The 24,747-nt window shown below is 71.7% G+C and carries 26 protein-coding genes and 1 pseudogene; 7 read left to right on the top strand and 20 right to left on the bottom strand.

Annotated features, from left to right (window positions below; all coding sequences use genetic code 11):
* Window positions 1–121 precede the first annotated feature (121 nt).
* The gene (locus ACWCPW_RS32225; RefSeq protein ID WP_449765079.1) at window positions 122–925 is read left to right on the top strand and encodes an SURF1 family cytochrome oxidase biogenesis protein; all 804 of its coding nucleotides are present in this window, start codon (window positions 122–124) and stop codon (window positions 923–925) included.
* Between the two features lie 30 nt (window positions 926–955).
* Here ACWCPW_RS32225 and ACWCPW_RS32220 read toward each other — a convergent pair whose 3' ends face one another.
* A complete protein-coding gene (locus ACWCPW_RS32220) occupies window positions 956–1,714 on the bottom strand; it encodes an SIR2 family NAD-dependent protein deacylase (protein ID WP_449765078.1) in 759 nt (252 codons plus the stop codon).
* A gap of 80 nt (window positions 1,715–1,794) precedes the next feature.
* On the opposite strand from ACWCPW_RS32220, the gene ACWCPW_RS32215 reads away from it, so the two are divergent.
* Window positions 1,795–2,559, top strand: coding sequence for an SDR family oxidoreductase (locus ACWCPW_RS32215; protein ID WP_449765077.1), 765 nt, complete (start codon window positions 1,795–1,797; stop codon window positions 2,557–2,559).
* Between the two features lie 229 nt (window positions 2,560–2,788).
* Here ACWCPW_RS32215 and ACWCPW_RS32210 read toward each other — a convergent pair whose 3' ends face one another.
* The 6 genes from ACWCPW_RS32210 to ACWCPW_RS32185 form a co-directional block, all read right to left on the bottom strand.
* Entirely contained in the window at window positions 2,789–3,421 is a 633-nt protein-coding gene (locus ACWCPW_RS32210) for a hypothetical protein (protein WP_449765076.1), read from the bottom strand.
* Window positions 3,422–3,428: 7 nt separating this feature from the next.
* The gene (locus ACWCPW_RS32205; protein WP_449765075.1) at window positions 3,429–4,055 is read right to left on the bottom strand and encodes a DUF6286 domain-containing protein; all 627 of its coding nucleotides are present in this window, start codon (window positions 4,053–4,055) and stop codon (window positions 3,429–3,431) included.
* Window positions 4,052–4,408 carry an Asp23/Gls24 family envelope stress response protein gene (locus tag ACWCPW_RS32200; RefSeq protein WP_449765074.1) on the bottom strand — a complete coding sequence of 119 codons (357 nt, stop codon included), beginning with the start codon at window positions 4,406–4,408 and terminating at the stop codon, window positions 4,052–4,054. The genes ACWCPW_RS32205 and ACWCPW_RS32200 overlap by 4 nt, the downstream gene beginning before the upstream one ends.
* Complete coding sequence (locus tag ACWCPW_RS32195) at window positions 4,408–4,590, bottom strand: hypothetical protein (RefSeq protein ID WP_078977717.1); 183 nt, start codon at window positions 4,588–4,590, stop codon at window positions 4,408–4,410. Before ACWCPW_RS32195 ends, ACWCPW_RS32200 begins: the two co-directional genes overlap by 1 nt.
* A 111-nt stretch (window positions 4,591–4,701) precedes the next feature.
* Window positions 4,702–4,980, bottom strand: coding sequence for a hypothetical protein (locus ACWCPW_RS32190; protein ID WP_360305301.1), 279 nt, complete (start codon window positions 4,978–4,980; stop codon window positions 4,702–4,704).
* Window positions 4,977–5,468: an Asp23/Gls24 family envelope stress response protein gene (locus ACWCPW_RS32185; protein WP_449765073.1), complete on the bottom strand. Its 492-nt coding sequence runs from the start codon at window positions 5,466–5,468 to the stop codon at window positions 4,977–4,979. Before ACWCPW_RS32185 ends, ACWCPW_RS32190 begins: the two co-directional genes overlap by 4 nt.
* A 279-nt stretch (window positions 5,469–5,747) precedes the next feature.
* Between ACWCPW_RS32185 and ACWCPW_RS32180 the strand changes: the two genes are divergently transcribed.
* From ACWCPW_RS32180 to ACWCPW_RS32170, 3 genes are read left to right on the top strand one after another with little or no spacing between them, the layout of a single operon-like run.
* Window positions 5,748–6,302, top strand: a complete 555-nt coding sequence (locus tag ACWCPW_RS32180) for an RNA polymerase sigma factor (protein WP_360305297.1) — start codon at window positions 5,748–5,750, stop codon at window positions 6,300–6,302.
* Window positions 6,293–6,985, top strand: a complete 693-nt coding sequence (locus tag ACWCPW_RS32175; RefSeq protein ID WP_449765072.1) for an Asp23/Gls24 family envelope stress response protein — start codon at window positions 6,293–6,295, stop codon at window positions 6,983–6,985. Before ACWCPW_RS32180 ends, ACWCPW_RS32175 begins: the two co-directional genes overlap by 10 nt.
* The gene (locus tag ACWCPW_RS32170; RefSeq protein ID WP_449765071.1) at window positions 6,982–7,326 is read left to right on the top strand and encodes an Asp23/Gls24 family envelope stress response protein; all 345 of its coding nucleotides are present in this window, start codon (window positions 6,982–6,984) and stop codon (window positions 7,324–7,326) included. Before ACWCPW_RS32175 ends, ACWCPW_RS32170 begins: the two co-directional genes overlap by 4 nt.
* A gap of 164 nt (window positions 7,327–7,490) precedes the next feature.
* Here ACWCPW_RS32170 and ACWCPW_RS32165 read toward each other — a convergent pair whose 3' ends face one another.
* The 5 genes from ACWCPW_RS32165 to ACWCPW_RS32145 all read right to left on the bottom strand — a co-directional run bounded on the left by ACWCPW_RS32165 (window position 7,491) and on the right by ACWCPW_RS32145 (window position 14,060).
* Window positions 7,491–8,744: an FAD-dependent monooxygenase gene (locus tag ACWCPW_RS32165; RefSeq protein WP_449765070.1), complete on the bottom strand. Its 1,254-nt coding sequence runs from the start codon at window positions 8,742–8,744 to the stop codon at window positions 7,491–7,493.
* A 43-nt stretch (window positions 8,745–8,787) separates the two neighbouring features.
* On the bottom strand, window positions 8,788–10,677 hold the full coding sequence (locus tag ACWCPW_RS32160) for an ABC transporter ATP-binding protein (protein WP_449765069.1): 1,890 nt from the start codon (window positions 10,675–10,677) through the stop codon (window positions 8,788–8,790).
* 165 nt (window positions 10,678–10,842) lie between these two features.
* The gene (locus ACWCPW_RS32155; RefSeq protein WP_449765138.1) at window positions 10,843–11,592 is read right to left on the bottom strand and encodes an enoyl-CoA hydratase/isomerase family protein; all 750 of its coding nucleotides are present in this window, start codon (window positions 11,590–11,592) and stop codon (window positions 10,843–10,845) included.
* Window positions 11,593–11,818: 226 nt separating this feature from the next.
* Window positions 11,819–12,052 carry a helix-turn-helix domain-containing protein gene (locus ACWCPW_RS32150; RefSeq protein WP_020553538.1) on the bottom strand — a complete coding sequence of 78 codons (234 nt, stop codon included), beginning with the start codon at window positions 12,050–12,052 and terminating at the stop codon, window positions 11,819–11,821.
* Between the two features lie 409 nt (window positions 12,053–12,461).
* Window positions 12,462–14,060: an ABC-F family ATP-binding cassette domain-containing protein gene (locus ACWCPW_RS32145; RefSeq protein ID WP_449765068.1), complete on the bottom strand. Its 1,599-nt coding sequence runs from the start codon at window positions 14,058–14,060 to the stop codon at window positions 12,462–12,464.
* Between the two features lie 262 nt (window positions 14,061–14,322).
* Here ACWCPW_RS32145 and ypfJ point away from each other — a divergent pair.
* Window positions 14,323–15,217 (top strand): annotated as a pseudogene (gene ypfJ, locus ACWCPW_RS32140) (KPN_02809 family neutral zinc metallopeptidase).
* A 415-nt stretch (window positions 15,218–15,632) separates the two neighbouring features.
* Here ypfJ and ACWCPW_RS32135 read toward each other — a convergent pair.
* Window positions 15,633–16,151 carry a hypothetical protein gene (locus ACWCPW_RS32135; protein ID WP_449765067.1) on the bottom strand — a complete coding sequence of 173 codons (519 nt, stop codon included), beginning with the start codon at window positions 16,149–16,151 and terminating at the stop codon, window positions 15,633–15,635.
* Between the two features lie 205 nt (window positions 16,152–16,356).
* On the bottom strand, window positions 16,357–16,845 hold the full coding sequence (locus ACWCPW_RS32130; protein ID WP_449765066.1) for an ATP-binding protein: 489 nt from the start codon (window positions 16,843–16,845) through the stop codon (window positions 16,357–16,359).
* Window positions 16,846–17,230: 385 nt separating this feature from the next.
* On the opposite strand from ACWCPW_RS32130, the gene ACWCPW_RS32125 reads away from it, so the two are divergent.
* On the top strand, window positions 17,231–20,119 hold the full coding sequence (locus ACWCPW_RS32125; RefSeq protein ID WP_449765065.1) for a hypothetical protein: 2,889 nt from the start codon (window positions 17,231–17,233) through the stop codon (window positions 20,117–20,119).
* 223 nt (window positions 20,120–20,342) lie between these two features.
* Here ACWCPW_RS32125 and ACWCPW_RS32120 read toward each other — a convergent pair whose 3' ends face one another.
* Genes ACWCPW_RS32120 through sufD form a run of 6 tightly spaced genes read right to left on the bottom strand, consistent with a single transcriptional unit; the run spans window position 20,343 to window position 24,744 of the window.
* On the bottom strand, window positions 20,343–20,675 hold the full coding sequence (locus ACWCPW_RS32120; protein WP_355541487.1) for a metal-sulfur cluster assembly factor: 333 nt from the start codon (window positions 20,673–20,675) through the stop codon (window positions 20,343–20,345).
* A complete protein-coding gene (gene sufU, locus ACWCPW_RS32115; protein WP_395862628.1) occupies window positions 20,672–21,133 on the bottom strand; it encodes a Fe-S cluster assembly sulfur transfer protein SufU in 462 nt (153 codons plus the stop codon). Before sufU ends, ACWCPW_RS32120 begins: the two co-directional genes overlap by 4 nt.
* A gap of 36 nt (window positions 21,134–21,169) precedes the next feature.
* On the bottom strand, window positions 21,170–22,429 hold the full coding sequence (locus tag ACWCPW_RS32110; RefSeq protein WP_449765064.1) for a cysteine desulfurase: 1,260 nt from the start codon (window positions 22,427–22,429) through the stop codon (window positions 21,170–21,172).
* Window positions 22,426–23,190 (bottom strand): Fe-S cluster assembly ATPase SufC, encoded by a 765-nt coding sequence (gene sufC / locus ACWCPW_RS32105; protein ID WP_391582527.1) that lies wholly within the window; start codon window positions 23,188–23,190, stop codon window positions 22,426–22,428. The genes ACWCPW_RS32110 and sufC overlap by 4 nt, the downstream gene beginning before the upstream one ends.
* A gap of 7 nt (window positions 23,191–23,197) precedes the next feature.
* Window positions 23,198–23,515, bottom strand: coding sequence for a non-heme iron oxygenase ferredoxin subunit (locus ACWCPW_RS32100; protein ID WP_395862622.1), 318 nt, complete (start codon window positions 23,513–23,515; stop codon window positions 23,198–23,200).
* A complete protein-coding gene (sufD, locus tag ACWCPW_RS32095) occupies window positions 23,512–24,744 on the bottom strand; it encodes a Fe-S cluster assembly protein SufD (RefSeq protein ID WP_449765063.1) in 1,233 nt (410 codons plus the stop codon). The genes ACWCPW_RS32100 and sufD overlap by 4 nt, the downstream gene beginning before the upstream one ends.
* Window positions 24,745–24,747 lie beyond the last annotated feature (3 nt).

The raw sequence follows: 24,747 nt of genomic DNA, 5'->3' as shown, positions 1-24,747 counted from the left end.
CCACCCACCGACCGTTCGCCGACCGGTTCGGGTCCGGGGCACGTCGCGCCGCGTCGCCGCGAACCCCGACACCGCGCACCCGGCGGGACACACCGGGCGCGGCGAGGGGTACCGTGCTCGGGTGTACCGCTTCCTGCTGACCCCGCGCTGGATCGCGATGGCGCTGCTCGTCCTCGTGCTGGTCCCGATCATGGTCGAGCTCGGTTTCTGGCAGTTCCACCGGCACGAGAACAAGGTCGCGCACAACGACCTGATCAGTGCCAACAGCAAGCGCGAGCCGGTGCCCGCGCAGGAGATCCTCGCGGTGGGCCGGAAGCTGCCCGGCGACCTCCAGTGGCGTCGGGTCACGGTGACCGGCACCTACGACACCGAGCACGAGATGCTGGCGCGCAACCGGTCGCAGAACAACGTGCCCGGCTTCTACGTGGTCACCCCGCTGATCACCGCCGACGGCCGCGCGCTGCTGGTGGACCGGGGCTGGGTGAAGAACCCGCCCACCGCCGCCGAGCGACCCGAGGTGCCGCCAGCTCCGGCCGGGCAGGTGACGGTGACCGGTCGGCTGCGCCCGGACGAGACCCGCGAGGACTCCGGCATCCGCGATCTCGAGGTGCCCCAGGGCCAGGTGATGCGGATCTCCTCGTTCGAGCTGGCCGCGAAGTTGCCGCACCCGATCCTCGGCGGCTACGTCGAACTCACCGAGCAGACCCCGATGCCCGCGAAGGCGCCGGCGCTGATCCCCGAGCCGGACGACGAGGACCTGGGCCCGCACCTGGCCTACGCGGTGCAGTGGTGGATCTTCGCGTTCGCGCTGCTGGCGATGCTCGTCAAGCTGGTGCGCGGCGAGGCCAAGGAGTTGGAGGCCGAGTTGGCCGCGCTGGACGAGGACGCCTCGGCGCCCGCGCCCGAGGAAGCGGCCAAGGTCTGAGGGTCCCGGCCGGGCCGGCCGGGACCTCGCTCACAACCCCGCGACCAGCTCCGGCAGCACCTCGCCGATCGGCGCGCGGATCACCGCGTCGGCGACCCGGTCGTACGGCGTCTCCCCGGCGTTGACGATCACCAGCTTGGCCCCCGCCTCCTGCGCCACCCGGCACAACGACGCGGCGGGCTCGACCTGGAGCGAGGAGCCGATGGCCAGGAACACGTCGCCGATCTGCGCGGCGATCGCGGCCCGCTCCAGCACGCCGTGGTCGAGCCCCTGCCCGAACATGATCGTCGCGGTCTTCTGGATGCCGCCGCAGCGTAGGCAGCGCGGGTCGTCCTCGCCCATCGCCACCCGCTCCAGCGCCGCGTCGAGCGTGGTGCGCGCGTCGCAGTCGGTGCACAACACGTAGAACATCGTGCCGTGCAGCTCGATGATCTTCTCCGCGCCGGTACCCGCCCGCAGGTGCAGCCCGTCCACGTTCTGGGTGATCAACGCGTTGAGCCGACCGGCCCGCTCCAGCGCGACCAGCGCGGCGTGTCCCGCGTTCGGCCCGGCCAGCCGCGCGGGGTTGTCCCGGCGCAGCAGCCACGAGCGGCGGCGGATGTCCTCGTCGCCCATGTAGTAGCCGTAGGTGACCAGCTTCTCCGCGTCGGGGTCCTTGGTCCACACGCCCTGCGGGCCCCGGTAGTCGGGGATCCCGGAGTCGGTGGAGATGCCTGCCCCGGTGAGCACGGTGACCCCGTCCTCGGCCGCCCGGATCCACTCCCGCACCACGTCGATCTGCTCGGTCATGCCACCGAGGGTAGCGACCGGCCGAGCTGACGACCTGTCAATTACCGCGCGTCGGGGTCGGCACGAGGCAGGATGGTGGCATGGATCTTGGACTGCGCGATCGCGTGTATCTGGTCACCGGCGGCACCCGCGGCCTCGGCTTCGCCACCGCCCGCGCGCTGGTGGACGACGGCGCCCGGGTGGTGGTCACCGGGCGGGACGAAAAACGCGCGACGGAGGCCGTCGCCGCGCTGGGCGGGCCCGAACAGGCGCTGGGGATCGCCGCCGACAACGGCGACAGCGGCACCGCCGAGCGACTGGTCGCGGCGGCGCTGGCCCGCTTCGAGCGGCTGGACGGCGCGTTGGTGAGCGTCGGCGGCCCGCCTCCGGGCGCGATCACCGCGGTCGAGGACGACCAGTGGCGGGACGCGTTCGAGTCGGTGTTCCTGGGCGCGGTCCGGCTGGCCCGGGCCACCGCCTCGGCGCTGGGCACCGGCGGCGGATCGATCGGCTTCGTACTGTCCTCGTCGGTGCGCCAACCGATCCCCGGCCTCGGCGTCTCCAACGGTCTGCGGCCGGGCCTGGCGATGGTGGCCAAGACCCTGGCCGACGAGCTGGGCCCGCGTGGCATCCGGGTGTTCGGGCTGCTCCCCGGCCGGATCGACACCGACCGGGTGCGCGAACTCGACGATCTCAGCGGCGACGCGGAGGCGACCAGGGCCGCGCACACCGGGAGCATCCCGCTGGCCCGCTACGGCACCCCGGAGGAGTTCGGCCGGGTGGCCGCCTTCACGCTGTCCCCGGCCGCGTCCTACCTGAGCGGCGTGATGATCCCGGTCGACGGCGGCCTGGCCCGCTCGTTGTGACACCGGAGCGGCCCGGGGCCCGACACCGGTGCGGCCCGAAGCCCGCCGCGGGTGGGGCCGGGGCCTGAGACGCCGGCCGGCGCCCAAGGCCCCACGCGGCGGAGCCGGGCCCCACGCCGGAGAGCGCCCGAGCCCGACAGGGGTGGCGCCCGGGACACAACCCGGGCCCGACACACCGGTGGGGCTCGGGACACGTCCCGAGCCCCACCGTCGTCCGCCCCCGCGCCGCTCAGTCCAGGTGCCGCTTGGGCAGCCCCCGGCTGGTCCGCAGGGTCATCGTCGTGGGCAGCGTGTCCAGGCCCACCGCTTCGCGCGCGTTGGGCAACACCCGATCGCGCACCGCGCTCAGCACCGTGCGCGGCTCGGCGCCGGGTTCGGCCCGGACCATCACCCGCAGCGTCGGACCGTGCCGGCGGCGGACCAGATGCGCCGAGACGTGCTCGATGCCGTCCACGTACGACAGGTCGTCCTCGATCGCGTCGGCGAGCGCGTGGCCGTTCACCGTCAGCGTGTCCGCCTCGTCGCCGACCATGCCGAAGCCGGTGCCCAGGCCGGACGGGCCGTCGCCGGCCCCGGCCGTGGTGTCCTGCACCCGCAGCGACCGCACCGCCCGCCGGCCGAACTGCGCGAGCAGCCACCACAGCGCGAGCACCAGGATCAACCCTGGCGCACCGAAGGCGACCCACCACCACCAGCCGTGGTCGGTGAGCCGCTCGGCCTGACTCGTGGTCACGAACGGCTTGTCCGCGGTGCGCAGCAGGTCGGGATACCAACCCCGGCCCCGGGCGGCGACGGCGAGCCCGCCGCCGATCAGGCCCAGGCCGACGAGGAACAGCAGGATCCGGTTGCAGACCGTACGCATGCTCGGCTCACCTCCCGCTCACGGGCTGAAGGCGCAGATCCACCCGAGGCACCCGGGCCAACGTGAGCGCGTTCGCGCGCTCCTCCAGTCGTTCCATCAACTCGTCGTGCAGGTCGTCCGGGTCGCGGAAGTGGTAGTCCACCCGCAGCACCGCCTTGCGCCGGCCCATCCGCACCCGCGCGTCCAACACACCCGAGGACGCCAGCGCGGTGTGCCGCAGGAACGAGGCGGCCGTGCGCCGGGTCATGTACACGGTCATCGCGCCGCCCGGCGAACGCAGCCGCAGCAGGCTGCGTCGACCCGGGGTGACCGCGAGCACGATCAGCCACAGGCCCAGCACCGCGGCGATCAGCCCGGCGGCGACGGTCGCTTCGTCACGCCAGACGTGCGTCTGGGCGCGTTCCAGGAGTTCGCGCGACCAGCGCGGGGCCCGGTCGATCCGGGCCGTGATGCCGATGTACAGCGCGGTGCCCGCGACGCCGCCCACGAGCAGCGCGACCAGCCCGGCCGGGAAGCCGCGCGTCGACCAGGCCCGGTGCACCTTCGCACCGTCGCCCCAGTCGTCGATCGCGCCCGCCGACGTCTCGGCTGGCGAGGCACCGGAAGGCGCCTCCGGCGAAGCCTCCAGGCTCACTCCACTCTCCTCTTGCCGTGCCCCCCACGGGTCAACCGGCCGACCGTGACGTCCACCCGCACCACCGGCATCCCGGTCAAATACTCCACGTCGGCGCGTACCCGCCGGCGAATCGTCCGGGCGATCTCGACCACGGGCCCGGGGTAGGGCACGTCCACGTCCAGAGTCACCGTCGCGTGGTCGTGGTGCATGGTGGCGCCCGCGCGCGGCGCGCGCAGCGCGGTGTCCGGCGCGGCCTCGTCGGTGGCCTCGCGTGCCGCGCGGGCGGCGATCTTCTCCACCACGCGCCCGCCGATCTGCAGTACTCCGCGGTGCGCGGCCGGCGCCAGGCCCTCCGCCGGTACCGCGCGCATCAGCGCCGCCGGTTGCGCGAGCTGAACAGCTCGCCGAGGTCCAGGTCGCCGTCCAGGAAACGACCGACCAGGAAGCCGACCACCCCGAGCGCGGCGACCAGGAGAAAGGCCCCGAACCCGCCGAGCGCGGCGGCCAGGCCGAGGGCCATGCCGACCAACAGGCCGACCATGGGTGTAGTCATTGGCGAACGACTCCTCACTGAACCGACCATCGGTTGTTGTCGACCCTGTCGGGTCGGGTGCCCGGGGACCGTGCGGATCCGTGCTGGATTCCACCGGTCCTCGCCCGCCCGCTACTCGACGCGCGGGTTGTTGCGCCGTCGATGCCGCTCCGCCAACTGGCGCCAGAGCCGACCCGGCAGCCGGCCGCGACGGTAGACCGTGGTCTCCGCCGCGGCCCCCGAGCGAACCGGTGCCGGTGGCCCGGCCGCGTCGATCAGCGCTCTGAACCGCTCCAGCCCGGCGACGAATTCCTCCGGGTCACCCCCACGATCGGGATGGCTCGCGCGGATGAACTCCCGGTATTCGCGCAGCAGTTGGCGCCGCGCGTCGTCGCCGGGCCCGACCGTCACTGAAGCTGGCGCTCCTTGGAGTCGTCTCCGTCGTACTCGATGTGGATGTCGTCCACCGCGATGTTGACCTCGACCACCTCGAGCGCGGTCATCCGCTCGACGGAGTCGATGACATTCTCGCGGACGGCTTGTGCCAATTCGGCGATGGGCACGCCGTAATCCACGACGATGTTGAGATCCACGGCACACTGACGCTCGCCCACCTCGACGCTGACACCCTGCGCCACGTTGGGCTTGCCCCCCGGGATGCGCTGACGCACCGCGCCGAACGCCCGGGCCGCACCCCCGCCGAGCGCGTACACGCCCGGGATCTCGCGGGCGGCGATGCCCGCGATCTTGGCGACCACACCGTCCGCGATGGACGTGCGGCCCTTGTCCGTGGCCAGCTTGACGACCTCGGTCGAACGAGCCCCGCCCGCCGGCGCGCGCTCCTCGTCCTTCTGGAGCGCCTGCGTGCCGGTCTTGCCCTGGGTCGTTGTGTCCGCCATCGGCGCACTTCCTTCCTCGACTGCCCGAACCATGCGACCGGAACCCCACTCGGTCCCGCCTGACATCGGTGCCCCTTGCCGGGTTCACCACACCTGTACGACACACACACCGGGCGAACGTCACGCGTCGATCGGCGGATGTTTCGCCGAATCCGACGCTATCGGGCCGGACGGTTCCCGGCGCGGACCCGCGCCCGCGCCTCGCCGTCGGGGTGGCGGTTCTCGTGTTGCGCCCCCGGGCGCAGTACGGTCGCCGGGTTGGGACGAGGAGGGAAGCCGATGGCCGACGAGGCCGAGCTCGACGAGGGCACCCTGGTGGTGCGGGCTCAAGAGGGCGACGCCGAGGCATTCGAGGTACTGATGCGTCGGCACGGTCGATCCTTGTACACGCTCGCGCTGCGCATCCTCGGACGGCCCACGGACGCGGAGGACGCGGTCCAGGAGGCGTTCATCAGCGCGTGGCGCCGGCTGCCCGGTTTCCGCGCCGAATCGTCGTTCCTGACCTGGATGTATCGCATCGTCACCAACCGCGCGTTGAACATCGCCCGGACCAGACGGCCCACGGTCGGCCTGGACCAGGTTCCCGATCGGGCGATAGAGCAGATGGCGGACAATCCGGAGCGACGGGCGGAGGGGTCGGCGGCGCTCAAGGCGCTTCAGGAGGCGATGACCACGCTCACCGAGGAGCAGCGGGCCTGCTGGGTTCTGCGCGAGTTGCACGGGCAGAGCTACGACGAGATCGCGGCGGCCGTGGGGATCGGGGCGAACGCGGTCCGGGGCAGGATCTTCCGAGCACGACAGACCCTGGCGGAGGCGATGCGGCCGTGGACGTGACGAACGAGGCGGGCGACGCGCCCGACGCGCTGCGGCTGCCGTCCGCGGCGGAACTGCTCGCGACGACCCGGCACGCCCCGGCGGGGGCGACCGCCTCGGCCGACGCCGATCCGGATCGGGACCTGCTGCCGTGCGGGCGCGAGCCCGAGGGGGTGCTCGAACACGCCGCCGAGGGCGGGCTGGACGAGCACGAGCGCTCGTGTCCGGAATGCCAGGCGGTGCTGCGCGACCACTCGGTGCTCGATCAGGTCACCCGCGAGTGGGCCGAGTTGCCGGTCCCGGTGCCGGACGACCTGGGCGCGCGGGTGATGCGCCTGGTCCGGGCCGAATTGCACACCGGTCGGCTGCTGCCGCTGGGCGAGCCGGACGAGCGGTTGACGCTGACCGAGACCGCCGCGGCGCGTACGCTGCGCGCGGCGGTGGACGCCGAGCCTGGCGTACAGGCCCGCAGTTGCCGGATCCGGCCGTACGAGAACCGGGCGGGCGCGGCGGTGCCGGGTCCGGTCACCGTGCGGCTGTCGGTCGGCGTGCCCTACGGCGAGCCGATCCACGCGCTGGCCGAACGACTGCGCGAACGGGTGCGCCGGGCCGCGAGCGAACGACTGGGGTTGGAAGTGGCGAAGGTGGACGTGGACGTGGTCGGCCTGGAACCGGCCGCCGGGAATCGGGAGGCGGACCGATGAGGCAGCCCGCGACGCGCGTCTCGCGCGAGATGTCCATCCTGGCCCGGACCACCGCGGGCGGCGCGGCGCTGACCGTGCCGGGCGTGGTGGACCTGCAACCGGGGCTGCTCGACGCGGTCGCCCAGGTCTCCGGCGGCTTGATCCCGGGCCGGGTCCCGGGGGTGACCACGCGCGTGCTCGACGGAGTCCTGCACGTGGACGTGCAGTTCCGCGCGGCGGCGGACCGCCGGGTACTGGACGTGGCACGCGAGGTGCGCGCGGCGGTCACCGAGGCGGTGCGGCAGCGGACCGGACACAAGCACGTGGTGGTGCACATCCTGGTCACCGACGCGGGATCCTGAGCCCGGCAACCCCGGCCCGGCAGTCCGGAGCCCGGTGGCCCGGCGCCCGGTCCTGAGCCCGGGGCCCGGTCCTCCCGGGCCTCGTCGTGGTGAGTCCGGTCGTCGGTCCTCGCGGCCCCCTCGTCGCGGGCACCGTTCGCGCCCCGCGCGTCCGAGACGCGCGGTCAGACCCTCGCGAGGCTGTACGAGGGCCGCTCGTTCAGGGCCGCCGCGTCGTGCCCGGGCAGGTGGCCGTAGGCGCCGATGATGCCGCCGATCTCCTCGGTGGCGGTCAGCGGCCCGCTCGCGTCGGCGGCCCGCGGCACCCGGCCGTGACCGATCAGTTGCAGCCACTTGTTCAGCGGCAGCCGGGCCCGCTCGTACATCTCCAGGGCCTCGGTCGGATCCTGGTACGAGGCCAGCGAGCGGGCCAGCACCCGCGCGTCGACGATCGACTCGGACGCGCCGCCGAGCACGTAGGGGTACATCGGGTGGGCCGCGTCGCCGAGCAGCGTGACCCGGCCGAACGACCACTGGTCCAGCGGCGGTCGGGTCACCAGCGGATAGCCGGAGGCCTCGGTCGGCGTCTTGACCATCGCGCCCACGTCGGCGCCGGCGATGCTCCAGCCGCGGAACACCCGGGTGAGCCGGCGCAGGTCCGCGGGTCCGTTCCACCCGGTGTCGCCGAGTTCGCCGGCCGACTGCCGATCGGGCAGTTCGGCGAGCCAGTTGGTGAGCGTGGTCCCGTCCCGCGGGTCGATCGGCTTGATCGGGTGCGCCATGAAGCGCGCCTCGCCGTGCGCGGTCATGATCATCGTGTGTCCGTCGGCGAACGGCGCGCAGCGGGTGGTGCCGCGCATCAGGATGCGCGGCTGGGCCACCGGCGAGCCCTCGTCCGGCAACAGCGTCGCGCGCGTCGCCGAGTTGATCCCGTCCGCGCCGATCAGCACGTCGGCCCGCTCCCGCCAGGGCCGCCCTTCGCCGTCGACGAAGTAGCCGGTGACCCCGTCGTCGTCCTGGTCGAACCCGGTCAGCCGGGACCCGGTGCGCACCGCCGGGCGGCCGAGCCGCTGGTAGACCGCGCGCAGCAGGGCCACCTGCAACTCGCCGCGATGCACGGACAGATGCGGCCACAGGAAGCCGGCCCGCTGCCCGCGCGGTTCGAGCACCACGCGCTTGGCCGCCCGGTCGGGATAGGCCACGCCGGACAGCGGCACGCCCAGGTTGGCGATCGGATGGTAGAGGTCGAGTTCGGCGAGTTCGCGCACCGCGTGGGGCAGGAGGCTGATACCGAGCCCGAGGGGCCGGATTCTCAGTGCCGCGTCGACCACCGTCACCTCGGTGATGCCCGCGTCGTACAGGCTCAGTGCCACAGCCAGTCCACCTATGCCGCCGCCGGCGACGAGAACACGCACGTAGAAGCCCCTCTTGCCAACCATTTGGAATATCACCACACTACCCGCCGCCCCGGGCTGTGGTCGGTCAACTCGCGAGGGCCCGATCTTGTTCCTGGTCCCGGAACTGACGGTGGTACAGGTCCGCGTACAGTCCGTCCCGGACGAGCAACTCGGCGTGTGTGCCGCGCTCCACGATGCCGCCGCCGTCCACCACCAGGATCAGGTCGGCGTCGCGCACCGTGGACAGTCGGTGGGCGATCACCAGCGCGGTACGACCCTCCAGGGCCGAGGCCAGCGCGTGCTGCACGGCCGCCTCGGACTCGGAGTCCAGGTGCGCGGTCGCCTCGTCGAGCACCACCACCCGCGGTGACTTGAGCAACAGTCGGGCGATCGCGAGGCGTTGCTTCTCGCCGCCGGACAACCGGTGTCCGCGCTCGCCGACCACCGTGTCCAGTCGGTCCGGCAGCTCGGCCACCTGCTCGCCGATGTTCGCCGCGCGCAACGCGGCCCACAACTCGTCGTCGCTCGCGTCCGGCTTGGCGTAGAGCAGGTTGCCGCGGATCGTGTCGTGGAACATGTGCGAGTCCTGGGTGACCACGCCGACGGTGTCCCGCAACGACGCGAGGGTGACATCGCGCACATCGTGGCCGCCGATCCGTACCGAGCCCTCGGTGGCGTCGTAGAGCCGGCCGACCAGTGAGGTGATCGTGGTCTTGCCCGCGCCCGAGGGACCCACCAGAGCCACCACCTGACCGGGCTCGGCCCGGAACGACACGTCGCGCAACACCGGCTCGGAGCGCCGCCGATCGAGCACCGCGACGCTCTCCAGCGAGGCCAGCGAGACCTCGTCCGCGCCGGGGTAGGCGAAGCCGACCGCGTCGAACTCGACCGTCGCCGCGTCCGCCGGCAGCGGCTCGGCGTCCGGCTTGTCGGCGATCATCGCGGGCAGGTCGAGCACCTCGAAGACCCGCTCGAAGCTGACCAGCGCCGTCATCACGTCCACCCGCACGTTCGCCAGCGCGGTCAGCGGCCCGTACAGCCGGCCCAGCAACACGGTGAGCGCGACCAGCGTGCCCACGGTCAGTTGCCCGTCCACCGCCAGGTGCCCGCCGATCAGGTACACCAGCGCGGTCGCCAATGCGGCGACCAGGGTCAGCGCGGTGGCGAACACCCGGTTCACCAGGGCGATTCGGATGCCGATGTCGCGCACCCGGGCGGCCCGCCCGGAGAACAGCGCGTCCTCCTCCTCGGGCCGGCCGAAGATCTTGGCCAGCATCGCGCCGGACACGTTGAACCGCTCGGTCATCACGGTCGACATCTCCGCGTCGAGCTGCATCTGCTCGCGCGTCATGGCCTGCAACCGACGACCGATCCATTTGGCCGGCAACAGGAACAGCGGCAGCAGGACCAGCGAGATCAGGGTGATCTGCCAGGCCAGGTAGAACATCGTGCCGGCCACCAGGACCAGGCTGACCAGGTTGGACACCACGCCGGCCAGGGTCGAGGTGAACGCGCGCTGCGCGGACAGCACGTCGTTGTTCAGGCGCGAGATCAGCGCGCCGGTCTGGGTCCGGGTGAAGAACGCGATCGGCTGCCGCTGCACGTGTGCGAACACCCGGCTGCGCAGTTCGTAGATCGAGCCCTCGCCGATCCGCGCCGAGTACCACCGTTCGGCCAGGCCGAACCCGGCGGCGAGCAGCGCGATGCCCGCCACCACCATCGCGAGCACGGTCACCAGGTGACCGTTCCCCTCGAGCACCCCGTCGTCGACGATCCGCTGCGCGAGCAGCGGCGGCACGACGGTCAGCACCGCGCCGATCACGACCAGGATCAGATACACGGTGATCTGCCGCGCGAAAGGTCTCGCGAACTCGCCCACCCGCCGCACCGTGCCGGGCGCGAGCTTGCGCTCGACCACCGACGCGTCGCGGGTGTAGGAGCGCAGGTTCATTCCCATCGGGCCGCCGCCACTCATCACGCCTCGCTCCCGTACATATCGAATGATGAAACGAAATCCTGAGTCAACCTCAGCACTTCGTGTACAGGAACACCGAGGCGGGCCCGCTTACTCCCGGGGAGCCCCGGGCCCGACACGGCTTCGCCGGCCGCCGGCGGCGGCCCGATGTGACGTGGGTCTCGTCTATTCGCCGGCGCCCGCGAGGTCGCGCAGGCGGCGCGCCTGGGCGGCGCGTTCGGCGGCGCGCTGTTCGTCGTAGGTACGCCCCGCGGCACCCGCGAGCAGGGCCTTCGTCTCGATCACCGCGTCGCGCGGCGCGGCCAGGAGCGCGGCCAACAGGTCGCGCGCGGCGCCGTCGAGGTCCTCGCGCGGCACCGCGAGCGTGGCCATCCCCATCGACACGGCCTCCTGGGCACCGACCCAACGACCCGTGACGCAGATCTCCAGGGCACGGGCATAGCCCACGAGGTCGGTCAACGGCTTGGTCCCGGCCAGGTCCGGGACCAGACCGAGCGCGGTCTCGCGCATCGAGAACCGCGCGTCGTCGGCGCACACCCGCAGATCGCACGCCAACGCCAACTGGAACCCGGCGCCGACGGCGTGCCCCTGCACCGCGGCGACGGTGAGCAGGTCGGGGCGGCGCCACCACGTGAACGCCTCCTGGAACGAGGCGATGGTCGCGTCGAGTTCGTCGTCGCTCGCCCCGGCCAGCGAGACGAGATCCGACTCCCCCGAAATGCCCCCGCCGCCCGGGAACATCCGCCGATCCAGGCCCGCGGAGAAGGAGGCGCCCTCCGCGCGCAACAACACGGCTCGGACGTCACCGGGCAGGTCGCGGCCGACGGCGGCGAGCGCGCGCCAGAGCGCGGGAGTCTGCGCGTTGCGCCGATCGGGATTGGTGAGGGTCACCACCGCGAACGAACCTTCGATCACGACCGAAAGATCCTGCCGTGCGGCGACGTCGGCACCGCCGACCTCACCGCCGTTGCCGTCCGTACCGCCATTGCCATTCGTACTGTCGAGCTGATTCGCCACCACGTCCACGGTCCCTCCCGTGTTCGGGTCGCTTCCGTCGAACGACCACGCGCCCGACGTTACCGGTCGGTCACATGGTCGTTCGACGGACGGTACGGTGATGCGGATCCTCCGGAGCTCGACCTCAGGCCGAGGACGACGCGGCGGTCTTGGCCTTGCCCCGCGTTGCCCCACCCCTGCCTCGGAGGGTCACCCCGGACTCACTGAGCATCCGGTGCACGAAGCCGTAGGAACGGCCCGTCTCCTCCGCGAGGGCGCGGATGCTGGCACCGGAGTCGTACTTCTTCTTGAGGTCAGCCGCGAGCTGCTCGCGCGCGGCACCGGTCACCCGGCTGCCCTTCTTCAGAGTCTCGGCCACACGTGCCTCCTCATAGGAAGTGCGCTCTGGAATCCCATGATCACCCCTGGGGCATGGCATGGCCAGTGATTCCACCAGGCCCGATGGCTTGATCATCGCGGCGCGTGGTCCGTTGCACACAAAGATCACCCGAGCGGAATCACGCCTTCCCGTGCCGAATGCTTGACCGAATCCTGTGTCCGCCGGCAAAGGCCCTGGTCACCCATGAGATTCGCGACCTTGCTCTGCGTCGCCGTCGAGGCTGGTGACCGGCATCACGTGCGGACCGGAAGGATGGCTTCCCCTTGTGAGGGTTTCGTGGTGAAAACCGGTCGGGGGGACGAAAGCGATCACCCCGTCGGGTTGCCGGGGACGGCAACCCGACGGGGTGTCGGTGGTTCGGGCTTCCCGGGCGCGCGGGCCCGAACGATCAGGCGAGCGCGACCAGGTCGGCGTAGTCCTCGTTCCACAGGTCCTCGACGCCGTCCGGCAGCAGGATGATCCGCTCCGGCTGGAGCGCCTCGACCGCGCCCTCGTCGTGCGTGACGAGCACGACCGCGCCCTCGTAGGTGCGCAGCGCGTCCAGCACCTCGGCGCGGCTGGCCGGGTCGAGGTTGTTGGTCGGCTCGTCGAGCAGCAGCACGTTCGCCTTGGAGACCACCAGCGTCGCCAGCGCGAGCCGGGTCTTCTCACCACCGGAGAGCACCCCGGCCGGCTTGTCCACGTCGTCGCCGGAGAACAGGAACGAGCCGAGCACCTTGCGCACCTCGACCAGGTCGAGGTCGGGCGAGGACGAGCGCATGTTCTCCAGCACCGTGCGCTCCGGGTCGAGCGTCTCGTGCTCCTGTGCGTAGTAACCCAGTTGCAGCCCGTGGCCGGGCTCGATCTTGCCGGTGTCCGGGTTCTCGACCCCGCCGAGCAGGCGCAGCAGCGTGGTCTTGCCCGCGCCGTTGAGGCCCAGGATGACCACACGCGAGCCCTTGTCGATGGCCAGGTCGACGTCGGTGAAGATCTCCAGCGAGCCGTACGACTTGGACAGGCCGGTCGCCATCAGCGGGGTCTTCCCGCACGGGGCCGGCTTGGGGAAGCGCAGCTTGGCCACCTTGTCCGACTTGCGCTCGCTCTCCAGTCCGGACAGCAGCTTCTCGGCCCGGCGGGCCATGTTCTGCGCGGCCACCGTCTTGGTCGCCTTGGCCCGCATCTTGTCGGCCTGCGAGAAGAGTTGGTCGGCCTTCTTCTCGGCGTTGGCCCGCTCGCGCTTGCGGCGCCGCTCGTCGGTCTCGCGCTGGAGCTTGTAGGCGTTCCAGCCGACGTTGTAGATGTCGATGGTGGTGCGGTTGGCGTCCAGGTAGAACACCTTGTTGACGCACGCCTCCATCAGGCCGACATCGTGACTGATCACGATGAAGCCGCCCTTGTAGGTCTTGAGGAACTCGCGCAGCCACCCGATCGAGTCGGCGTCGAGGTGGTTGGTGGGCTCGTCCAGGAGCAGCGTGTCGGCGTCCGAGAAGAGGATCCGGGCCAGCTCGACCCGGCGGCGCTGGCCGCCGGAGAGGGTGTGCAGCTCCTGACCCAGGATCCGGTCCGGCAGACCCAGGCTGGCCGCGATGGTGGCCGCCTCGGCCTCGGCCGCGTAGCCGCCCTTGGTCAGGAACTCGGTCTCCAGGCGCGAGTACCTGCGCATCGCCTTCGCCGCGGTCTCGCCACTCGCGCTGGCCATCAGGCCCTCGGCCTCGCGCATCCCGGAGAGCGCCACGTCCAGCCCGCGCGCGGACAGGATCCGGTCCCGGGCGAGCACGTCCAGGTCACCGGTACGCGGGTCCTGCGGGAGGTAGCCCACCTCGCCGGTGCGGGTGATGGTCCCGGACGCGGGCTGGGTCTCCCCGGCCAGCGTCTTGGTCAGCGTGGTCTTGCCGGCGCCGTTGCGGCCGACCAGCCCGATCCGGTCGCCGGCCGCGACCCGGAAGGAGGCCGGCTCCAGCAGGATGCGGGCGCCGGCGCGTAGTTCGACGTTGGTTGCGTTGATCATGAAGGACTGGACTCCCGGTCGGGGACTGACGAAGACGGACGGTCGCGCGGGGCTCGCGGGGAAGCCGCACCGCTCTAAGGCCGCTCGCGGGGATATCCAGAGAAACCGACCATGCCCACGAGTCTACGGGAGGGCTCGCACCGGATTCCCGGGCGTCCCGCGGCCACGAACGGGACGCCGGCGATAAAGACCCGGAAAAGGGATATCCGTCACCCGACGTCTTTCGTCTGGCCCTGTTCCCCAGCCCGCAGGCGGTGCCGTGATGCAGTTCAACGACGACGCGGATCTCGACACGTCACAGATCGAGGACCGTCGCGGCTCGGGCGGCGGCGGTCTGCGCCGGCCGGGGCTCGCGGTGGGCGGCGGGCCTGATCGCGGTGGTACTCGGCCTGATCTTCGGTCTGAGCCCCGACCGACTCGGGCTGAGCGACGGCGGCGCAGGCGACTCGGTGCCGGCGGACAACCGGGCCCTCCGGGACTCGTGCCGCAAAGGCACCGACGCCAACGCGCGCGAGGACTGCCGGATCGTGGGCGTGGTCAACAGCGTGCAGGCGTATTGGACGGACGAGTACCGGCGCCGGGGCGCGACCTACAAGCCGGCGCCGACCCGATTCTTCACCGGCAGCACCGCGACCGCGTGCGGCGGGGCGACCTCTGCGGTGGGCCCCTTCTACTGCCCCGGCGACCGCAGGGTCTACATCGACCTCGGCTTCTTCGACGACCTGCGCACCAAGTTCGGCGCCAAGGGCGGCCCCTTCGCCGGGGCATATGTACTCGCCCACGAATACGGCCATCACATCCAGGACCTGACCGGCCAGATGGCCAAGGTCGGCAACGACCGCCAGGGCCCGCAAAGCAGCTCGGTCCGCCTGGAACTCCAAGCCGACTGCTACGCGGGCGTCTGGTCCCACCACGCCACCACCACCCCCCAGGCCAACGGCCAACCCCTGATCACCAGCCTCACCGACCAGGACATCGCCGACGGCCTGGACGCCGCGGCCGCAGTTGGCGACGACCGAATCCAACAACAATTCCAGGGCCGAGCAACCCCCGAATCCTGGACCCACGGCTCCGCGACCCAACGCCAACAATGGTTCCGCCAGGGCTACACCACAGGCGACATGACCAAATGCAACACCTTCACCTCCCGCATCTGACCACCCCGCAGCCCACACACCCCTCACCCAACCCGACCGAAAGCCCCCCACCCGCGCGGCACATGAGCACACTCGGCCCGGCCGGCGCTTGAGCCCACTCGGCTCGACCAGCGCATGAGCCCACCCAGCCCGACCGACGCATGAGCCCACCCAGCCCGGCCGGCGCTTGAGGTCAGCCGAACCAATCCAGCCCGGCCGGCGCTTGAGGCCAACCCAACAGACCCAACGCCCAACGCCGGCCGAACACCACATCAGCCCGGCCGGCGCTTGAGGCCAACCCAGCCCGACCGACACTTGAGGTCAGCCGAACCAATCCAGCCCGGCCGGCGCATGAGGCCAACCCAGCCCGTGCGGCGCATGAGCACAATCAGCCCGGCCGGCGCTTGAGGCCAACCAACCGCCGGCCGACCCGAGTTCAACCAACCGCAACCCGCGCCCGATCCACGATGTCCTCCGCATCGGCGACAGCCGAAAGATGCCGCCCCAACCGAGACCGCACCTCACGCCCCCCACCATCGGCGACAACCAGCGAGACCCACGCCGCCGAAGCCTCCAACGCCGCCCGCGCACTGGCCGCCGCAGCCGCGAGGTACGGAAGCACGTCCTCGTCCCCGCCATCGCGGACCGTACCCGCCAGCCCGATCAGATCCGCCGCCAACGCCGCGATACGCAAAGGCACTTCGGCTTCGCCCACGGCAACGGAGTCGACCCCGGCCGCATGGCCCACCCGCATCGCCCGCTCCCGCATCCGCCCCGCCTCGGCCCGGGCCGCCCGCATCGTCTCCTCGGCGTCGGTCGTGTGCAGCGCCAGCGCGGCCGCCCGCTCGATCAGCGCCGCGGCCTGCGCGGCCTGGAGCGCGGCGGCGGCCCCTCGTACCGCGACGTCGGGACTGGCCAGTCGGTCGAGGTGTTCCCCGATGGTCTGTTCGCGCAACGGACCCTCCTTGCACAGCATGGACAAACAGTCGAACCGTCCCTGCCAGAGTGCACGCCGAGATCCAATTACGCCATTTTTCCGCCGTGTTGGTTTAAACCAGCCCCAACTCCGATCACCAACCGCACACACCCGCACACCCACCCAGCCCCACAGACCAAACCCCGCGCGCTCCGCGCCTCTCCGCGCCTCTCCGCGCCCGAGTTCACTCCACGGTCTTCACATCGCACCAGACGACCTTCCCGTCCGGCACGGGATAGCTCCCCCACTCCTCCGCCATCGCGTCCACGAGCAACAACCCACGCCCGTGCTCGTCGAGCAGGTCCACCGCGTCCCCGGGCTCGGGGAGCGCCGGGTCGTTGTCCACGACCGCGACCCGAATCGAGTTCTCCCGGCGCAGAACCGCCACCGCGACCGTATGACCCCGCGCCGAGTGCTTGACCGCGTTGGTCACCAGTTCCGACAGCAGCAGTTCCAGGGTGTCCACGGGCGCGTCCGGAACCCGTTCCTCGAGCACCCGCCGCAGCGCGTGTCGCGCCCGAGGCACCGCCTCCACCGTGGCCGTCAGCCTCAACGACAGGAGCAGTGGGCCGGCCGGAGACTCCCCGGCTCGCGGCGATGATGCGGTTTCGCCCACGTCTCCCCCTGTATCCCCGGTATCCCCTGGTGGCGCGGATGAGGCGGCCGGAGGCATCGGCGACCTTTGTCCAAACTAGCCGCCCTTGTCTCCACTGTTGGTGAGATCGACTTCTTTCCCCCCGATGAAACGTGGCGCGGGCCGGCGATGGACGTGCGACCGGCGCTCGATCGGCGCACACGATCGGTACGAGCGCCGTCGGGCGCCCGGGGCGCGGTTCCCGGCCCGCGTCGCGGGGTAGCGATCTGCGACGACAACCGCTCCGAGCAGCGCGCCGAGGCCGACACGTGACCGGTATCGCAGGACCCGGGAGGGCGCTCGGGGAACCAACCGATCCGCCGCTTCGTCCCGCAAGCAGATGGCAACGGCCCGGGACACCCGGTGCCGGCTCGCCACCCGGCCGCTAACGTCGGGGGTACCGACCGCGTCACGGAGGACCTGCATGCAGCCCCGGCTCCAGGCCACTCTGGCCGATTTCGTCCCAGCCCTGCGCTTCGTCGCGCCCGAACTCGTCGCCGACTACCTCGAACACGAGGACCTGCCCGCGGCCTGGTGGATGAGCGTGCCCGTGGTGCGAGCCGCGGACACCTTCGGTCGCGACGAGCTCCCGGGGCGGCTCGCGGATCTGGCCTACACCGAGCTTCGCCACCTGCGCCTGGGCGACCTGCTGCCGGGCGCGTGGCTGGCCCGCAACGGCTTCCGGCTGTCCCAGTGGCCCGACGGCGCCCGGACGAACGTGATGGTGCGTACGCCGGACTGGGCTGACCTGCTGACCACGACCGTGCGCGAGGTCGGCGACTGGACCCAGATCGGCACCTCGACGGTACGACCGCTGGTGGCCCGGCTGTTCGAGGAGGTGCTCGGGCTGCTGCCCGCGGACGACGAATCGGTGGACGTGGACGCGGTGTTCGGTACACCGGAGACCGCCGCGAGCGCGCCGGCCGTCGCCTCGACACCCGAGCCGGAACCGAGCCCGGCCGAGTCGGAGCCGCACCCCGAGCAGGAACCCGAGCCCGAGCCGAAGCCGGTCCCCGCCGCGTCCACCGCGATCCCGGCCGCGCCGCCCGAAGGCGACTGGGACACCCCGGACGAGTGGGGCGACCTGGACGAGGACGAGCTGTACCCGGTCAAGCTGCCCGAGCCGTTGACCGCCGAACTGGGCACGGTGGTGCGCTGGCTGGCCGCCCAGGCACCGGACGTACCGCTGATGGCCCAGCTCGCCCAGGTCACCCTGGAGACCGCCGCCGTGGTCGGCCTGGAGGAGGCCACGGACGAGGTCCGGACGGCGCTGACCGCACTGCTCACCCAGGTCCCGTCCGGGCTGCGCGCGTCGCTCGCGATGCCGCCCGCACCGGTGGCGGCACCCGTCGCGCCCGAGGCGGACGAGGCGGAGTCGGCGCCGACCGCCGGCACCGCGGCGGGCCGGGACGCGTACGGCGAGGTCCCGCCGCCCACCCGGGCGGACGTGGCCCCGACCGCCCCGACCGGACGCAATCCGGCCGGTCCGGCCGAACCGCGCCCCGTATCCGAGCCCGCGGCCGAGTCGACGTCCACCGGAAAGCGGCAGCCGCGGATCCGGACCGAGGACACCTCCCAGGACGCGCCGCCGCGCGCCGTGTCCGCCGAGCCGGCGACCGAAGGCGACCTGCCGGGTCTGGACGCGTACGGCGAGACGCCGCCGATGACCGTCGCGGACATCCCGATCCGCGCGATCAAGGACCGCGGCCGGGCCGACGCGCCCGCCGCCCGGTCGCCCGAGCAGGCCCCCGAGCAGGCCGAGGACGAGGACGAGGACCCCGGACAGGACGCGTTCGGCGAGGTCCCACCGCCCACCGCCGGCGAGCTGCCCGTCGTCGCCGAATCGAACGCGCCGCGCACTCCCGAGGGACTGCGCATCCCGCCCCGTCCGAGCCACCCGCCGCGCACCGCGCCCGCCGCGGGCCCGAGCGCCCCGAATCCGACCACCGCGATGCCCGCCGCCGAAGCCGCCGCGACCGCCGCCGAGATGCCGTCCGTGCCCGCGCCGCCGGACCACTCGGTGGTGCCGCGGACGAACCGGGGTACGAAGGCCGCCGCCGACCCGGAGGCCACCGTCGAGATGGTGCCGGGCACGCTGCCCGGGACCGAGGACGTCACGATGCTCGTCGACCGGCCGCTGCCCCGCGCCGGCGAACCCGGCGGCGGTGACCTCGTCGCGATCCTGACCTCGTGGTTCGCCGCCGTCGAACCACAGCGCAAGGTGCTCGCCCGGGATCGGCTGTTCACCGACACGCCGCGCGAACTGGAGTCGCTGGCAGCCGAGTTCGGTATCTCGCCGGCCGAGGTCAAGATCATGGAGCGGGACCTGCGGCGCACCCTGGACGAGCGGATCGCCCGCTCCGACGGCGCGCCGGTCCGGGTCCACCTGAGCTTCGTCCGGGACCGGCTCGGCGTGCTCACCACGGTGTCCGAGCTGCGCGCGCTGCACCCCAAGCACACCGAGACCGTGCCGGGTCTGGAGATCCAGGTCTGGCAGGTGCTGCGCGGCCTGCTCGGGCTGCACATGTCGGTGGACGGCTGGCTGTCGAGCGCCCCGCTCGGCGAGTTGTCCGACCGCACCCAGAGCACCCTGGACGCGGCCTGCGCCCACGGCCCGGTGCCGCTCGAGGCGCTGGAGCGGGACCTGGCCGCGATGGGCATCCGCAAGCCGCTCCAGACCGCCTGGGTCGGCCGGCTGGACGGCTTCCAGGTGGAGAACGGCCACGTGCTGTCCCGCTCGGCGGACACCCTGGAACGGCCCGCCCGCAAGCAGCAGTCGGCGCCGATCGGCGACCCGTCCTGGACGGCGGGCTGCTTCCGCGAGGACACCGGCGCGTGGGCGTTCCGGGTGGACGTGCTCACCGCGATGCTCGAAGGCGAGCCGGTGAAGCTGCCGCCGGCGTTCGCACAGTCCCTGGGGGTCACCCCCGGCGGCCAGGTCCGCCTGCACCACGGGCACGGTCCCGCCGCGCTGCGCTGGTCCGACACGCCCTACCTGGTGTCGATGCGGGCGATCCTGACCGGTCTGGCCGCGCACGAGGGCGACATGGTCTTCATCTCGTCCATCCACCAGGGCCGCCTGGAGGCACGCCTGGTCCGCGGCGACGCCACGGTCCGCCTCCCCCGCTGGGCCCGCGCCCTACGCCACACCGGCGTCGACCCGGTCCCCGAGCAGGTCAATCTCCCCGAACTCCTCGGCGCCCGGATCGGCCTCGACCCCGGCATCGACCTCAAGGCAGTCCTGCACCGCCTCCAACAACGAGGCGACACCGACGTCCTCGAACTCCTCGGCGTAACCCAACCCCGCCCCTGACCCAACAAAAAAGTGCCGGGCGGGCCGAAATCGACCCACCCGGCACTCAATCCCACTCAGCCCGGCCGGCGCTTGAGGCCACCCCAACCAAACCAAACGCCAACGCCGGCCAAAAGCCAAAATCAGCCCGGCCGGCGTTTGAGGCCACTCAGCCCGGCCGGCGCACGAGGCCAACCAAGCCCGGCCGGCGCATGAGGCCAAAGGGCCCAGCCGGCCCGGAAGGCTACAGGTTGAACCCGAGCGCCCGCAGTTGCTCACGCCCGTCATCGGTGATCTTGTCCGGCCCCCACGGCGGCATCCAGACCCAGTTGATCCGCATGTCCGCGACGATCCCCTCGGTCGCGGTCCGCGTCTGGTCCTCGATCACGTCCGTCAACGGACACGCCGCGCTGGTGAGCGTCATGTCGATGGTGGCGATGTTCGCGTCGTCGACGTGCACCCCGTACACCAGGCCCAGGTCGACGACGTTGATCCCGAGTTCCGGGTCGACGACGTCGTACATCGCCTCGGTGACGTCCTCCGGCGTAGCCGCGGGACGCGCCTGCGTCTCGGTCATTTCTGCCCTTCCGTCGTCTGCAGCGTCTGCAGCGCCTGCGCGGTGGCGTCCTTGAAGGCCATCCACCCCAGCAGCGCACACTTCACCCGCGCCGGGTACTTGCTGACGCCGACGAACGCCACGGCGTCCTCCAGGACGTCCTCGTCCGGCTCACCCTGCCCCTTGGACTGCATGAGCGCGAGGAACTCGTCCCCGGCGTGCAACGCGTCCTCGATGGTGTGCCCGATCACCAGATCGGTCATCACGGACGCGCTGGCCTGGCTGATCGAACAGCCCTGACCCTCGTAGCTGACGTCGAGAACCTTCTCGCCGTCCAGCTTCACCCGCAGCGTGACCTCGTCCCCGCAGGTCGGGTTGACGTGGTGTACCTGGGTGTCGAACGGGTCGCGCAGCCCCTTGTTATGGGGGTGCCGGTAGTGGTCCAGGATGATCTCCTGGTACATCCCGTCAAGCTTCATCTCTTCGCCTCCCGCCCCACTGAGCCGGAACCAGTGCTAACCGAAAAACTGTCGGACATGTTCCAGCCCGGCCACCAGCGCGTCGACCTCGGCCGGCGTGGAGTACAGGTAGAACGAGGCTCGCGTGGTCGCCGGCACGCCGTAGCGCAGGCATACCGGACGCGCGCAGTGGTGACCCACCCGCACCGCGATGCCCTGCTCGTCGAGCACCTGACCCACGTCGTGCGGGTGGATGTCGCCGAACGTGAAGGAGATCGCCGCACCGCGCGCGACGTTGTCCGCCGGGCCGATGATCTTCAGGCCCTCGACGCCGTTCAGCGCGTCGATCGCGTACCCCGTGATCGCGTGCTCGTGCGCGGCGATGCGGTCCATGCCGATCGCCGACAGGTAGTCGATCGCCGCACCGAGCCCGACCGCTTCCGCGATCGGCGGGGTGCCGGCCTCGAACTTGTGCGGCGCGGGCGCGTACGTGGACGCGCTCATCGTGACGGTCTCGATCATCTCGCCGCCGCCCAGGAACGGCGGCAGCTCCTCCAGCAGACCGAGCCGGCCCCAGAGCACGCCGATGCCGGTCGGACCGCACATCTTGTGGCCGGTGAACGCGACGAAGTCGGCGCCCAGGGCCTGTACGTCCAGCACGGTGTGCGGCGCGGCCTGCGACGCGTCGACCACGACCAGCGCGCCGACGTCGTGCGCGCGGCGCACGATCGGCTCCAGGTCGTTGACCGTGCCGAGGATGTTCGAGGTGTGCACCACCGAGACGACCTTGGTCTCCTCGGTGATCACCTGCTCGATGTTCGACAGGTCCAGCCGGCCCTCGTCGGTGAGCCCGAACCACTTGAGCTGCGTACCGGTGCGCTGCGCGAGCAACTGCCACGGCACGATGTTCGAGTGGTGCTCCATCTCGGTGATCACCACGTCGGCGCCCACGCCGACCTTGAACGGTTCGTCCGCCCAGGTCAGCATGTTCGCCACGAGGTTGATCGCCTCGGAGGAGTTCTTGGTGAAGATCACCTCGTCCCGGCTGGGCGCGTTGATGAACTCCGCGACCTTGTCCCGGGCCCCCTCGTACAGCGCGGTGGCCTCTTCGGCCAGCACGTGCACGCCGCGGTGCACGTTCGCGTTGCTGTTCGCGTAGTAATGCGTCATGGCGTCGATCACCTGGCGCGGGGTCTGCGACGTGGCCGCGTTGTCCAGGTAGACAAGCGGTCGGTCGCCGTGCAGGAGCCGTTCGAGGATCGGGAAATCCTTGCGGATCGCGTCCGTGTCGAGCAGCCCCGGCAGGTGCACTGTCATGCAGTCTCCCCCTTGCCGGTGTAGGCCTCGTAGCCTTCGTCCTCGAGCTTGTCCGCGAGTTCGGCGCCGCCGGATTCGACGATCCGGCCGCCCGCGAAGACGTGCACGTGGTCGGGCTTGATGTACTTCAGGATGCGGGTGTAGTGGGTGATCAGCAGGGTGCCGATCTCGCCGGTCGCCTGCACCCGGTTGACACCCTCGGAGACCACGCGCAGCGCGTCGACGTCCAGACCGGAGTCGGTCTCGTCGAGGATCGCGATCTTCGGCCGGAGCAGTTCGAGCTGAAGGATCTCGTGGCGCTTCTTCTCACCGCCGGAGAAGCCCTCGTTGACGTTGCGCTCGGCGAAGGCGGGGTCCATCTGGAGGCGCTCCATGGCCTCCTTGACCTCCTTGATCCACAGCCGCAGCTTGGGGGCCTCGCCACGGGTGGCGGTGGCGGCGGTGCGCAGGAAGTTGGACACCGAGACGCCGGCGACCTCGACCGGGTACTGCATGGCCAGGAACAGGCCGGCGCGGGCCCGCTCGTCGACGGTCATGGACAGCACGTCCTCGCCGTCGAGCAGCACACTGCCGCCGGTGACCTTGTACTTCGGGTGGCCCGCGACCGAGTACGCGAGGGTCGACTTGCCGGAGCCGTTCGGGCCCATGATGGCGTGGGTCTCGCCCTGCTTCACGGTCAGGTCGACGCCGCGCAGGATCTCGCGCGGACCGTTCTCGGCGTCCACACTGACGTGCAGGTCGCGGATCTCAAGCGTTGCCATAACGGACTCAGGACTCCTGGTTCACTTCGACGAAGACGGCGCCGCCGTCGATCTTCACGGGGTACACGGGGACCGGCAGGTTTGCCGGGGGGCCCGAGGGGCGGCCGGTGCGCAGATCGAAGCGCGAGCCGTGCAGCCAGCACTCGATCGCGCAGTCCTCGACCTCGCCCTCGGAAAGCGACACGTTGGCGTGCGAGCACACGTCGTTGATCGCGTACACGTCGCCCTCGGTGCGCACGAGGGTGACCGGGATGTCGTCGAGCACGACCCGCAGGGGCGTGTCCTCGTGCAGGTCGGTCTCGGCGCAGGCCTTGAGGTAGCTCATCGGGCCCCGCCTTCGAGGCGCGCCTCGATCTGCTTCATCAGGCGCTCCTGGAGGTCGGCGATGCCGACCCGGGCGATCACCTCGGCGAAGAAGCCGCGCACGACCAGGCGGCGGGCCTCGTCCGCCGGGATGCCGCGCGACTGCAGGTAGAAGAGCTGCTCGTCGTCGAAGCGCCCGGTCGCGCTGGCGTGCCCGGCGCCGGCGATCTCGCCGGTCTCGATCTCCAGGTTGGGCACCGAGTCGGCGCGGGCGCCGTCGGTGAGCACCAGGTTGCGGTTGAGCTCGTAGGTGTCGGTGCCCTCGGCCGCGGCCCGGATGAGCACGTCGCCGATCCACACCGTGTGCGCGTCCGCGCCCTGGAGCGCGCCCTTGTAGGTGACCAGGCTGCGGCACTGCGGCACGTCGTGGTCGATGAACAGGCGGTGTTCCAGGTGCTGGCCGGCGTCGGCGAAGTACACGCCGTACAGCTCGGCGTCGCCGCCCGGGGCGTCGTAGACCACCCGCGGGAAGAGCCGGACCAGGTCGCCGCCGAGGGTGACCACGACGGACGTGAAGGACGCGTCCCGACCCACCCGGGTCAGGTGCGAGCCCACGTGCACGGACTCGGCGTCCCAGTCCTGGATCGAGACGACCTTGAGCCGGGCGCCGTCGCCGAGGATGAACTCGACGTTCTGCGCGTAGGTCGCCGAGCCGCTGTGGTCGAGCACCACGGTCGCCTCGGCGAACCGCTGGACCTCGATGGTGACGTGCCCGAACGCGGTGCCGCCGGTGCCGCGCAGGTCGACCACGACCGGCTCGGCGAGCTGCGTGTCCTTGCCGACCACGATCAGCGTGGCCTTCTCGAACGAGCTGTACGCCTGCGCCGCGACCCGGTCGACGGGCGCGCCGGCCCGGCCGATCCGCGCGTCGGTACGGTCCACCGTCTCGACGGTGACACCCTCGGGCGCGGTCACCGAGACGGTGACCTCGCCCCGGTCGCCGGCGGCGGCGGTGCCGTCGTGCAGACCGCGCAGCCGGGCCAGCGGGGTGAACCGCCAGTCCTCCTCGCGGCCGGTGGGCACCACGAAGTCGGCCACGTCGTAGGACGCGACGGCGACTTGGCGGGCGTCCGCGGGCTGGGCGACCGAGCGGCCGGTGCCGGGGCCGGCGAGCACGTTCGCGGCCCCGGCCTCGCGCACGGCGATCGATCCGGCGGTCGTGCTACCGGGAGTGTTGGTGTTCGCAGCCATGGA

The sequence above is a fragment of the Embleya sp. NPDC001921 genome, from assembly GCF_053594475.1.
Note: the sequence above shows the minus strand (reverse complement) of the source record. Positions and strands in the feature narration are given on the sequence as shown.